The 12548-nt window shown below is 49.7% G+C and carries 14 protein-coding genes; 12 read left to right on the forward strand and 2 right to left on the reverse strand.

Going from position 1 to position 12548, the window contains the following annotated elements; genetic code table 11:
* Nucleotides 1-42 precede the first annotated feature (42 nt).
* From MHI45_RS24565 to MHI45_RS24600, 8 genes are all read left to right on the forward strand, one after another.
* Nucleotides 43-528: a MogA/MoaB family molybdenum cofactor biosynthesis protein gene (locus MHI45_RS24565; RefSeq protein ID WP_076113505.1), complete on the forward strand. Its 486-nt coding sequence runs from the start codon at nt 43-45 to the stop codon at nt 526-528.
* Nucleotides 529-656: 128 nt separating this feature from the next.
* Entirely contained in the window at nt 657-899 is a 243-nt protein-coding gene (tatA, locus tag MHI45_RS24570) for a twin-arginine translocase TatA/TatE family subunit (RefSeq protein WP_038586698.1), read from the forward strand.
* 111 nt (nt 900-1010) lie between these two features.
* Nucleotides 1011-1775 carry a twin-arginine translocase subunit TatC gene (gene tatC / locus MHI45_RS24575; RefSeq protein ID WP_038586700.1) on the forward strand — a complete coding sequence of 255 codons (765 nt, stop codon included), beginning with the start codon at nt 1011-1013 and terminating at the stop codon, nt 1773-1775.
* A gap of 495 nt (nt 1776-2270) precedes the next feature.
* Nucleotides 2271-2552 carry a co-chaperone GroES gene (gene groES, locus MHI45_RS24580; protein ID WP_038586703.1) on the forward strand — a complete coding sequence of 94 codons (282 nt, stop codon included), beginning with the start codon at nt 2271-2273 and terminating at the stop codon, nt 2550-2552.
* 189 nt (nt 2553-2741) lie between these two features.
* Nucleotides 2742-4373 (forward strand): chaperonin GroEL, encoded by a 1632-nt coding sequence (gene groL, locus MHI45_RS24585; protein ID WP_038586705.1) that lies wholly within the window; start codon nt 2742-2744, stop codon nt 4371-4373.
* 232 nt (nt 4374-4605) lie between these two features.
* Entirely contained in the window at nt 4606-4914 is a 309-nt protein-coding gene (locus MHI45_RS24590; RefSeq protein WP_144024455.1) for a hypothetical protein, read from the forward strand.
* Nucleotides 4911-5087, forward strand: coding sequence for a hypothetical protein (locus tag MHI45_RS24595; RefSeq protein ID WP_156130817.1), 177 nt, complete (start codon nt 4911-4913; stop codon nt 5085-5087). Before MHI45_RS24590 ends, MHI45_RS24595 begins: the two co-directional genes overlap by 4 nt.
* Nucleotides 5074-5403: a hypothetical protein gene (locus tag MHI45_RS24600; RefSeq protein WP_076113506.1), complete on the forward strand. Its 330-nt coding sequence runs from the start codon at nt 5074-5076 to the stop codon at nt 5401-5403. Before MHI45_RS24595 ends, MHI45_RS24600 begins: the two co-directional genes overlap by 14 nt.
* 26 nt (nt 5404-5429) lie before the next feature.
* On the opposite strand, the gene MHI45_RS24605 is transcribed toward MHI45_RS24600, so the two are convergent.
* On the reverse strand, nt 5430-6731 hold the full coding sequence (locus tag MHI45_RS24605) for an ATP-binding protein (protein ID WP_076113507.1): 1302 nt from the start codon (nt 6729-6731) through the stop codon (nt 5430-5432).
* Nucleotides 6728-7462 (reverse strand): LytR/AlgR family response regulator transcription factor, encoded by a 735-nt coding sequence (locus MHI45_RS24610; RefSeq protein ID WP_076113508.1) that lies wholly within the window; start codon nt 7460-7462, stop codon nt 6728-6730. Before MHI45_RS24610 ends, MHI45_RS24605 begins: the two co-directional genes overlap by 4 nt.
* Before the next feature lie 186 nt (nt 7463-7648).
* On the opposite strand from MHI45_RS24610, the gene MHI45_RS24615 reads away from it, so the two are divergent.
* The 4 genes from MHI45_RS24615 (at nt 7649) to MHI45_RS24630 (ending at nt 12312) form a co-directional block, all read left to right on the forward strand.
* The gene (locus MHI45_RS24615; protein WP_076113509.1) at nt 7649-8569 is read left to right on the forward strand and encodes an ATP-binding cassette domain-containing protein; all 921 of its coding nucleotides are present in this window, start codon (nt 7649-7651) and stop codon (nt 8567-8569) included.
* Nucleotides 8566-9363, forward strand: coding sequence for a hypothetical protein (locus MHI45_RS24620; RefSeq protein WP_076113510.1), 798 nt, complete (start codon nt 8566-8568; stop codon nt 9361-9363). Before MHI45_RS24615 ends, MHI45_RS24620 begins: the two co-directional genes overlap by 4 nt.
* Nucleotides 9364-9422: 59 nt before the next feature.
* On the forward strand, nt 9423-10388 hold the full coding sequence (gene msrA / locus MHI45_RS24625; protein WP_076113511.1) for a peptide-methionine (S)-S-oxide reductase MsrA: 966 nt from the start codon (nt 9423-9425) through the stop codon (nt 10386-10388).
* 730 nt (nt 10389-11118) lie between these two features.
* Complete coding sequence (locus MHI45_RS24630) at nt 11119-12312, forward strand: IS256 family transposase (protein WP_076114668.1); 1194 nt, start codon at nt 11119-11121, stop codon at nt 12310-12312.
* Nucleotides 12313-12548: the final 236 nt, after the last annotated feature.

A 12548-nucleotide genomic window follows, 5' to 3' on the forward strand; every position in this document is an offset into this window, starting at 1 on the left:
CAGGCCTTCCATACATAATACATAGAGAGGGAGGGACAACCTATGGCGTGGAAAACAGCAATCCTGACGGCCAGCGATAAGGGGGCCAGGGGCGAACGGGAAGACACGAGCGCCCAGGTTATTCGGGAACTGGTGGAAGAGGAGCTCGGCGGTGAGATTATTGAGTACCGGATCGTGCCGGATGAGCAGGATGAGATTATTGCTGCTTTGATTGAACTTACGGATTATTTCCAGGCGGATCTGGTGCTGACTACCGGAGGAACTGATCTGGCGATTCGTGATGTTACGCCGGAAGCTACACGGCGTGTGATTGAGCGGGAGGTGCCCGGCCTCTCTGAGGCCATGCGCAGTACCGTCATGCAGAAGAACCGCTCGGTTATGCTGTTCCGCGGCATTTGCGGCATTCGCGGGAGAACGCTGATCGTTAATTTGCCGGGTACACCGAAGGGTGTCCATGAGAATCTGGCAGCGATTATGGATCAACTGCCTGAAGCACTGCTCATGGTAACCGGCCAGTACCGTCAATAAAGTTGTCAATTCCAGTCCTGTCACAGAAATCATCCCGGATAACAGATGGATGTGTGACATAAGTTATGGTATTATTAATTTATTGTTAACGATATCATGAACGGACAAAGTGACAAGGAGGAATGACTATGCTAAACGGTATTGGTGCTCCCGGAATTATTTTACTGGTCATTTTAGCGCTATTGCTCTTTGGCCCCAACAAGCTTCCTGAGCTTGGCCGGGCAGTCGGGCGGACCTTCCGCGAATTTAAGGACGGGGCGCGTGAAATTATCAGCGAACCTGAGCCGGCCAAGAAGAGTGAGGCTCCTGTTCCGCCGGCCCCGCACATATTAGCAACAGAACTCCCGCAGGACAGACGCCTGCCGGAGTAATACCATCCATTACGCGGGGGCGTTTCTCTCAGTTCTGTTTCAGACTGGGAAGACGCCCTTTTTTTCTGCCATTAATCATGCTATACATATGTCAATTGGGTGGTGTCTGTCATGACTCTGGAACCGGAAGAAATGTCGGTAGTTGAACATCTCACCGAACTGCGTAGGCGGATTATCTACGTGCTGATTGTTTTTGTAGTGGGTCTCATAGGCGGACTGTTCGTCGCCAAACCGATCTATTTATACCTGATCCATGCGGACCATGCCCAGGGTTTTGTACTGCATGCCTTCTCTTTCTGGGATGGCATTGGCATGTACATGAAGATTGCCATGGCAGTTTCGCTAACGGTATCCCTGCCTTTCATCGTCTATCAGCTGTGGGCTTTCATCAGTCCCGGGCTGCGGCAAGTGGAGCGGAGTGCGGCTTTGCGGTATGTGCCCTATGTGTTTATCCTTTTTCTGCTGGGCATTGCCTTTGCCTATTACATTGTATTTCCGATGGCGCTGTCGTTTACCATCTCGATCACCCGCGGCATGGGACTGGAAGAAACCTACGGAATCGCACAGTATTTCAGCTTTATGTTCAGCCTGGTGATTCCGCTGGCTCTGCTCTTTGAGCTGCCGCTGCTTGTTATGTTCCTGACGAAGCTGAGAATTCTCAATCCGCTGCGGCTGCGTAAGATGCGGAGATACGCCTATTTTGCGCTCGTCTTCATCGCAGTGGTTATCACACCACCCGATTTCATCTCGGACTTTTTGGTGACGATCCCGCTGCTGGTGCTGTATGAGTTCAGCGTGTTTCTGTCTGCGTTCGTTTACCGCAAGCAGCTGGCTATGGACAACGAGCGGGAGGCGCGCTACGTCAGGAAAGAGTAGACCCGGCGGGGAGAAGACTCCCGCAGGGCTGCTCTGCGGCTGTGGCCGGCTGCTGCAGTTGGGGCTGGCTTCTGCCAGCGGGATACTAGTGCATATCCTATTGAAACTCCATACTAACAGCAGATTGGCGAGGCTCAGTATCCGAATGGCGGAGAAACGTTCGTTGCCCTGGCAATCCGCAGCATATTTTATTTTCTGCTGGATAGAATGTAAGAGAGTATGTGTCGGACAACCTCTGAAACCATATTTTTCCCAAAAACAGATCACAATTTACGTAAAAGGACTTGAAATCCGTCCTCAAGTTGAGTATCATAAAAATTGTTGTTAGCACTACAGAGGGTTGAGTGCTAATGCTGCTCGAAAATATGGGATTAGCGCTTAAAAGCTGCGCTTAAGACGATATTTTCATAACTGCCGCATGAATCCTTGGGATTCACCGGTACCCTATCTATGTTTTCAAGGTAAACAACATAATTTCAAAGGAGGCTATTTTTCATGATCAAACCACTAGGTGAACGCGTATTGGTAGAACCAAGCGAGCAAGAGGAAACCACTTCTTTCGGGATTGTGCTTCCGGACTCCTCTAAGGAGAAACCGCAAGAGGGTAAAATTATCGCTGTAGGCAGCGGTGTATTGAAAGACGGAGTGCGTGTACCACTCGAAGTTAAAGAAGGCGACCGCGTGATTTTCTCGAAATATGCCGGAACTGAAATCAAATACGAAGGTAAAGAATATTTGATTATGAAAGAAAGCGACATTCACGCGATTCTTGACTAAGAAGACCGTTCATAAGTTATAGCTAAATTACTTACACAAAACTAAGCGATGCTTTCAAACGCCAGTTTTGCACGATACCGATTCAAGAAGTAACGCTCACATAACTTAAGCGTGTGCTTTCGAAGTGATTTTTGTCGAAGCCAATTCAGTGAGGTAACGTTCACAAAAATTTAGGAGGTTAATTACACAATGGCAAAAGAAATTAAATTCAGTGAAGACGCCCGCCGCTCGATGTTGCGCGGTGTTGATGCTTTGGCAAATGCGGTAAAAGTTACACTCGGACCTAAAGGCCGCAACGTGGTGCTTGAGAAGAAATTCGGCAGCCCGCTGATCACCAATGACGGTGTTACCATCGCCAAAGAAATCGAGCTTGAAGATGCATTCGAGAACATGGGCGCACAGCTCGTTAAAGAAGTTGCTACCAAAACCAACGATGTAGCTGGTGACGGTACTACAACTGCAACTGTTCTGGCACAAGCCATGATCCGTGAAGGCCTGAAGAACGTAACTGCAGGCGCTAACCCGATGGTTATCCGCAAAGGGATCGACAAAGCGGTTAAAGCAGCTGTTGCTGAACTGCAGAATATTGCCAAACCAATCGAAGACTCCCAGGCTATCGCTCAAGTAGCTGCTATCTCCGCTGCTGACGATGAAGTGGGCCAACTGATTGCTGAAGCTATGGAAAAAGTCGGCAAAGACGGCGTAATCACCGTTGAAGAATCCCGCGGATTCCTGACTGAGCTTGAAGTGGTAGAAGGCATGCAGTTCGACCGTGGCTATATTTCCCCTTATATGATCACTGATACGGACAAAATGGAAGCTGTTCTGGAGAACCCGTACATCCTGATCACTGACAAAAAAATCAGCAGCACGCAAGAAATTCTTCCGCTGCTTGAGAAGATCGTACAACAGGCGCGTCCGCTCGTAATCATCGCTGAAGATATCGAAGGCGAAGCACAGGCGATGCTGATCGTGAACAAACTGCGCGGAACCTTCAACGCTGTTGCTGTTAAAGCTCCTGGCTTTGGCGACCGCCGCGAAGCTATGCTGCAGGACATCGCTGCCCTGACTGGCGGCCAAGTGATCACCGAGAAGCTTGGACTGGACCTGAAAAGCACTTCTATCGAACAACTGGGTAACGCCCGTCAAGTGCGCGTAACCAAAGAAAACACTACAATCGTAGACGGAAGCGGCGACAAAGCGGACATCAATGCACGCGTAAGCCAAATCCGTTCCCAACTGGAAGAAACCACTTCCGAGTTCGACAAGGAAAAACTGCAGGAGCGTCTGGCTAAATTGGCCGGCGGCGTAGCCGTTGTTAAAGTAGGCGCTGCAACTGAAACAGAACTTAAAGAACGCAAGCTTCGCATCGAAGATGCCCTGAACGCAACCCGCGCTGCGGTTGAAGAAGGTATCGTCTCCGGTGGGGGTACTGCTCTTGTGAACGTATATGCTGCTGTAGCTGCTGTAAATGCAGTAGGCGACGAAAAAACAGGCGTGAACATTGTACTGCGCGCTCTGGAAGAGCCTGTCCGCACAATCGCAGCAAACGCTGGTCAAGAAGGTTCCGTAATCGTGGACCGTCTGAAAAAAGAAGCTATCGGCATCGGCTACAACGCTGCTACCGATGAGTGGGTGAACATGTTCGAAGCAGGGATCGTTGACCCTGCCAAAGTAACTCGTTACGCGCTGCAAAATGCAGCATCCGTAGCTGCAATGTTCCTGACCACCGAAGCTGTCATCGCTGACAAACCGGAGCCTGAAAAAGGCGGCGGAATGCCAGATATGGGCGGCATGGGCGGTATGGGCGGCATGATGTAATTCGTCTACACAACCTTATTTATCCAAAGAAACGGGACCTTCACAGGTCCCGTTTTTTTGTTGTCCGGATGCAGCAGGAATGATTAATAGTTCAGGTGGAACGGGAGCGATTCTAACAAAATACTATTTTACCCAATCAAAATCATAAAAAAAGAATAGATTACAATATACGATCTTCCGGCTCGAAGCATGATATGTCTTGTGCCGAAAGGTTGGACAGGTTGAGCAGATTATGCTTAGACCCGAAAACAACAGGAATCTCAGACCAACAACGAACGGGGGGATGATGATGGATTTGAACGCATTGACTGGCCTATTTAACGACAACAGCGGTTCAGTCGTGCTCAATGTCCTTCTCTCTATTGCATTAATCTGGAGCGTTAGGCAGTTAGCCAGTAAGGAAAAGATCATTCAGAACTATCAGAAACGCGATGAGGAGAACGAGAAACAGCTTAACCAATACAATCGTACACTCGTCAAACTTCTAATAGAAAGAGGGAGCACCGATAAAACCAATGGTGAGGAGGTCGTCGACAAGTGAAGCTCCTCGATATATTCAGAAAGAGCGAGATCAAACCCAGTCGTGTAAAACGGGAGATTGAAAAACTAGGCAGAATCCAGGAAGCCTATGAATCGAATGATATCGAAAGCCTTATTGACCTGCACCGTTCCGGCTTAGGCAAGAGAGGAGATGACCTTCATGGAAATTATTGATTTAACTATATTCACACTGGAAGCCATTGCATTTTTCGTGTTCACCGCCTATGTGATCCGTTACAGTAAATATTTCATCGGACGCGGCCCGCAGCGGAGTTATAATTTGTACCTCCGCAGTGTATGGGTGACCTACATTACCGTCGCGCTGCTCTGCCTCAATCTGATGTGGGGCCGGTTGAATATTGTTTTTGGATACAACATAGAGAGTACTTCCAATAGTTTCAGAGAGTTTGTTATGATCCTGACCCTGCTCCTTCTAGTGCATGCAGGTTGGACGCATAAGGACATTTGGGAGAGCAATAAAGACAAATAAGCCACCTGGAGGTGGTTTTTTTGTCTTTATATGATCGTTGTACTCATAGTTTTATCAAGCTTTCTTGGGATATGGAACAGAACGACCTCGACTTGAAACAGACCGCTGTTATAGGAAATATCCAGCAGGCCGCCCCATTCCTCCACAGTTTTCCGGATGTTTCGCAGTCCGATGCCATGCGACCGTGTATCGGCCTTGGTCGAAGAGATTTCACCATAACGGTTGGTGCTGATTTCATGGGCATACGGATTCTGAATTTTTATGAACAAGCTGTCATTCAGATAATGCATATGGATCAAGACATAACGCTCCTGATTAAAGGTCTCCCGGCAGGCTTCAATTGCATTGTCCAGGGTATTGCCGAGAATGACGCTGATCACCGTAGTGTCCAGCTCAAGCTGCGGCGGAATGTTCAGCTCTAAGCGAAAGGGGGTGTCATAGCTGCCTGCGGTCTGCTCCTTGTAGCTGATCATCGCATCAATGACCGGGTTTCCGGTATCGCAGCTGCCAGCAGGCTGTCCAATTGTGCCCAGCAGCCGGTCCAGTTCATGGACGGAAGTTTCTTCATCTTTGGCAAGCCCGGCGCGCAGGCCAAGCAGGATGTTTTTGAAGTCATGCTGAAATTTGAAGGCTTCCTCCTGCTTGTCCCGGGTCATCAGATATTGGTTAACATAGTAGGTGTTCTGCTGTTCCAGCAGCAGACGTTTGCTTCTCTCGGACTGCACGCACAGGATATGGTCGCTGAGCACAAAAATCAGGCAGTTGATCGCCAGCAGCAGGGTAGGTACCACGGGGAACAGGTTAGGATACGCCTGGAAGAAGAAGTTGTCCGACAGCGAGACCAAAGTAATAACGCTCAGAACAGGGCAGACCAGCAGCAGACTCCAGTACCATCCCGCTAAATTACCGCGTCCTTCCCCTTTGGTGATTCGCAGCAGAAGGTATACGAGTGACAATACCAGCAGCTTGGAAAGAAAGAGGTTTGCTATGTATCCGCTATCCGTATACGCAAACGGCATCACGGCTTCGCCAAGGAAGATGAGGGCCGATGCAAAAAAAGCGGAATACCCCCTCCACAGGTTATCCCCCCGGTAGAGCAGTGACAATAAGAAGATCAAGATGATATTTGCGGTGAGCAGAACCATGTCCGGAAGCTGGCTGTGATGCAACGCGAGATGACACGCCATATAGAGTGCGTAGATCAGGACAAGGTAAGGTTTGCTCTTGATCCGGCAGGTGAAGCTGCGGCTGAAGAAATAATGAAGGATTACAGGAATCAGCGGAAAAGTGATGAGATACAGCAGCTCTTCCCGCAGCATGGTATTCATACGAGCGTCCCCCTAAAGCTGAGGTAGGCTTTCCGCACGGATAAGCTGTGCTTCTCGCTGACCGGCAGCTCCTTGCCGCTGACTAGCGTAACCCTCTTCGCACTGATTTCTTTAATAAAGAAAAAGTTCACAATGTAAGATTGGTGAATCCGCACGAAATGACCGCCGGGCAGCTTGCGCTCCTCATCCTTAAGCATGCCGTAATACTGGATCTCCCTGTCCTTCGTGATAAGGGAAACCCGTCTGATGCTGCTCTCCAAATAGAGGATGTCCCGAAAAGGGATCAGCAGCTCCTTTCCTTTTTGCTGTACCGGCAGGAAGTTGGTTTTGCCCTGCTGGCGGGTACGTATGGCCTTTTGCAAGGCGGGAATAAGCTTATGTATGAATGCTTCCGGTTCAACCGGCTTCTTAATAAAACCCGACGGCCGCACATCGAACAGCTGCAGATGATACTGCTCATGGCTGGAGATATAAATCAATTGTACAAGATCATTTCCGTCATCTTCCCGCAGCACTTGCCCCGCTGTAATTCCATCCATTCCACCCATTTCAATATCCATGAAAATAAGGTCAAAGCGGTCTCCGTCCTGAAGAGCCTGGGCGAAACTTTCCCCGGAGTAATAGAGGGATACCTCCAGCTCTTCCGAACATTGGTGCCGGGCATCTAAAATCAGGTTCTCAATCCGTCCTGCAGTCTGCAGATCGTCGTCACAAACGGCGATATGAATCATGCCTTCACTCCGTTCCGTATTTATCGCTCTATTATACTATTTCCACGGAAAAACGGGCCAGATGTTATGAAGTGCTCCTTAAAAACGACAACAACCTGCCTAAAAATAGCAGACGGTGTGGCCGGACCGCTTACCCATGATAAGGTAGTCGAGTAGACATATCAGCGAGATGAAGGAGTGTTCTGATTGAAACCGCTTGTGTTCGAAACCAGAGAGCTGACTAAAAAGTATGGCTCCGCGTTTGCGCTTCAGCATTTGAATATGACCATTGAAGAGGGGGATATCTACGGATTTGTCGGGGAGAATGGTGCCGGAAAAAGTACGCTGATGAAGGTGATCGGCGGGCTTGTACACCCGACAAGCGGAGAAGTTTCACTGTTTGGGCAGCGGGAAAAGCAGGAGCTTATCCGTGCCAGGCGGCAGGTTGGGTTTCTGATTGAAACGCCGTCTCTTTATCCGCATATGAACGCCGAGGAGAACCTGGGTTTTTATTGCCGGATCTTCGGAATTCAGGATAAAGCAAGAATCGGGGAGGTGCTGCAGACTGTAGCGTTAACGGATGCCGGAAGCAAAAAAACCTCGCAATATTCCCTCGGGATGCGCCAGCGTCTCGGACTTGCCATCGCGCTGCTTAACCATCCGAAGTTCCTTGTGCTGGACGAGCCCATCAACGGGCTGGACCCTGTGGGGATTGTGGACATGCGGAGGATTCTGGAGCTGCTGGCGCATGAGCAGGGGGTAACGATATTGATCTCCAGCCACATTCTGGGTGAGCTTCAGCTGCTGGCGACAAAATACGGGTTCATACATCAGGGGCGGCTGATCAAAGAGGTCTCTGCCGGAGAATTACTGCAATCGGCACAGTCAATGATCACAATTTCAACACCTCATCAGGCTGCTGCTATGTCTCTTCTGAAGGAGAAGCTGCAGCTTGAAGACATCTCCATCAATACTGCCGGGGCCATTGAAATTCCTAAGGCGGCCGCAGATTTGGAGCAGCTGATGACGGTTCTCCTGCAGCAGGGAATTCCGGTTGAAGGGTTCAACCTGTCCGCGCCTAATCTGGAACACTATTATATGGATCTGATTGGAGGCAAAGGTCAATGAGGAATTTTTTGCAGGCTGAAATTTATTATTTGCGAAAAGATCTGGCGTTCAAAAGCATCAATGCTGTTTTTGTGCTGGGATCGATTCTGCTGGTTGTGATCATCGGGAACCATGGCGGGTATGAATTAAGCAGTCCTATGCAGCCCTTAAAGCTCGCCGGTTCATTCTCCCTGTTCCTATATCTGGTTATCCCGATGCATGCCTGCTTTTTCTCTACAGAAGGTTTTGAATACGGTTCGGTGCAGAATATAATCGCTTCGGGGCAGAGCCGGCCGGGGTATTATATGGGTAAATATATGCTGGAGCTGCTGGCGATTTTTTGGTGGCTGCTGCAATTTTTCGGACTCTTCTCCATCTTATACCTGGCTGCGGCGCTCGTTACCGGATCTCCTATCGGGATGGAGAGCTTAAGAGACGACTCCATTCAGGCGGTCAGGACTTTCGGGTTGAATATCTTATATTTGGCGGCTTATTGTGCCGTAATCATGATGCTGGGGGTGCTGATCCGTAAAGCGGCTTCCGCTGTGGTGGCAACCTTTTTCTTTATTTTCGGTAATTTACTTCTTACAGGTTATCTCAAGGATTCGTCTTCGGCATTCTTGAAATGGGTATCGGATCATTCCCTGATGACGCAAATCATGAAATTTTCCGGGATGTATGTAGCGGACTCGGAGCAGATCCTGCTATCGGGTGCGGGCGATTACATTCAAGCGGTGCTCATTCCGGTTATTGTTATCCTCGTTTGCTTGCCGGTGGCCCTGATTTCTTTGGAGAAGCAGGATATTCATATATAATGGAATTCCGGCATGGACGGATGAAGTGCCTGGACTAAATTCGGGGGGAGTTGTTCTGGATGAATGGAGACAAAGCTGTACAACAACTCGCCACCTTCGCCGGCGGCTGCTTCTGGTGTATGGTCAAGCCGTTCGACGAGCTGCCGGGCATTGTTTCGGTGGTGTCTGGCTATACCGGCGGGCATACAGTCAATCCGACTTATGAGGAAGTGGGAACGGAGACCACAGGGCATATTGAGGCGGTGCAGATTACCTATGAGCCAGAGCTCTTCCCGTATGAGCGTCTGCTGGAGATATATTGGCAGCTCATAGATCCTACCGATAAGGGCGGGCAATTTATGGATCGGGGCTATTCCTACCGGACGGCGATCTTCGTGCACAGCGAAGAGCAACGGGAGAAGGCGGAAGCCTCGAAGGAGGCGCTGAAGGCAAGCAAGCGGTTTAAAGCTCCAATTGTGACGGAGATTCTGCCTGCGGCCCCATTTTATCCGGCGGAGGCTTTGCATCAGGATTACTATAAGACCCACCCGTTGGATTATAAAATGTATCTGAAGGGCTCAGGCCGAGGCGAATTCGCTGAGCAGCACTGGAACAACCGCGAAGACCGGGAGCGGCTGCGTAAGCAGCTGACCGGGCTGCAATACGAAGTCACGCAGAATAAGAGTACGGAGCCGCCTTACCAGAATGAATATTGGGACCATTTCCGTGAAGGTCTGTATGTTGACGTGCTGAGCAGCGATCCGCTATTCAGCTCAGCCGATAAATTCGCTTCCGGCACCGGCTGGCCCGGTTTTACCAGACCTATTGAGGAGGGACTGATCCGCAGGGAAGCGGACTACAGCAGCGGTCAAGTGCGGACGGCGCTGCGGAGCAGGCTGAGCGGAGCCTATCTGGGACATCTGTTCCACGACGGCCCGGAGCCAACGAAGCAGCACTACCGCATCAACTCTGCCGCACTGCGGTTTATTCCCAAGGAGGAGCTGGAGGCAAACGGCCTGGGACGGTATTTGAGTCTGTTTGAGTAGCGGGTGATTGAGGGACGCAGGAATTGAGTAGGAGTGAGGAAGCGGCGCCGGAGGATTAAAGCATCAGCAGGTGAGTAGGTAATTAGGCAATTAGGTGATAAGTGCGGAGTGAAAGCAGCAATAGTAATGTTAACAGCAGCAGTATAAATTGGAGTGAGTGCAGGAACATTAGCAGTTGAAGTCGGCTAAGTGTACTTCGTACAACTAAATTCAGGGGTTTTGAAGACAAATTACAGATAATTGTACTCCGTACACTTATATTTGCGCGATCTAGCGTAGTTGACTTGAATTGCGAATTTTAAGTGTACGAAATACATCTAACTCATGGAAGGGGCCTGATTTGTGCGTTTTAGCTGCACAGAGTACAACTATCCTTCTGAGCATAGCCACAGCCTTCGAATGCAGGCTTCGAAGGCTGCCTTCGAATATAGCCCTCAAATACAGTCCTCAGGTCCAGCATGTATCATCCATAGCTGGGGAGTTGTCCTGCAAGCCGCAAAGTGCAGCATGAATATGTAGGTTTCAAACTAATGTACTTTGTGCAATAGAATCGGCTGCTAGCTTGCGGAATTTGGATTCTGCTGTACTTCGTACAGTCAAATTGCTCGAAATTACCTCAAAACCGATGGCGTAAAATAAGTTGTGTACCAAGATTTGGAGCCTAGTCAGGCAACAAAAAAGTAGGGTATTCTCGGGATTGCGAAGTCCACCAAGAAAGGAACCCTACTCGATGACTATTCTACCCGAAAACCAGCTTAATAATCTATTTGAAAATCTTGTCACTCAGTTTGTCAAAGACAACATGGAATCCATCATGCGTGCCGAAATCCAGGCGTTCATGTCCAGTGAGGAAGCAGGTACACGCAATAGCCGCAACGGATACTACACGCGAGATCTGCATACAAAATACGGCAACCTGGAGGGTCTGGAGGTCCCCCGCGACCGCCAGGCCCTCTTCCAAACTCAGCTGTTTGAGCCGTACCAGCGGCGGGACGGTTGGCTCGAGGAGGCGGTGATCCAGATGTACAAATCAGGCATGGGAACCCGGGATGTAGCCCGTTTTATTGAAAGCATGTTCGGGAGCCATTACTCTCCGACAACCGTTAGCAATATTACCGCTACCGTCCTTGACGATATCCACCAGTGGCAGAAACGACCGTTAAGCAAACGCTACTCCGTGATCTATCTGGATGGGCTGTACGTGAAGCTCAAACGGGGCACTGTCCGTGGGGAGGTGGTCTATTTTGCGATGGGTATCGACGAAGAAGGACAACGTCAAATCCTGGGGTTCTACGTTGGCGGTCAAGAGAGTTCGAATGGCTGGCGGGAGGTCCTTAAAGACCTGTACACCCGCGGAGCGCAGGAAGTGCTGCTGGGTGTATTTGACGGACTTCCAGGGCTCGATGCTGCCTTTAAAGAGACGTACCCGCAGGCGGATGTGCAGCATTGTGTCGTGCACAAAGTGCGAGCCACGTTCCCCAAAATCCGAATCGAGCACAAAACCGATGTCATTGAAGCCCTGAAGACGGTGTATACCGCACCGGATGAGGAAGTGGCCCGGGCTACTTTTGATACGGTCAAGGCCAAGTGGAACAAGCTGTATCCGAAGGAAATGAAGTCTTGGGAGGAGCAGTTGTCCACACTCCTAACGTTCTACAAGTATCCGGAATCCATCCGCAAAGCGATCTACACGTCGAACCCCATTGAGCGAATGAACAAGGAAATCCGCAAGCGCCTCAAACCGATGAACAGTTTGACGAATATGGATGCGGCCGAGAAAATCGTGTATCTAGAAATGCTAGACTACAATGAGCGTCATGCAGAACGGGTCGTCCCTGGCTTTGGTATGGATACCGTCAAAAAGAAGCTAAATGAGCTATTTGAAGCGCGCTACCCTTCCTTGCCCACACCCGGAGAGGAGTAACTGATAAATCCTGTTTCTGGGGGTCGGGGTTCCCCCTTCCCCCAGAAACACCTACACCCCCAACCCGTACCCGGGGAGGTACTTCTACTCTTTACACAAACTTCTTGACGCTACCTCAAAACCTCATCCTGCCTAGAATCTACTGCAGGAAATGCAGCAGAATCATTTTTTGGCTGGAGAATGAGCAATTCTGCTGCATTTTCTGCAATCATACAAGTGGGGAACATACCTTAATT

Origin of the sequence: Paenibacillus sp. FSL H3-0321 (genome assembly GCF_038002865.1) — a bacterium.
Taxonomy (GTDB): Bacteria; Bacillota; Bacilli; order Paenibacillales; family Paenibacillaceae; genus Paenibacillus_AQ.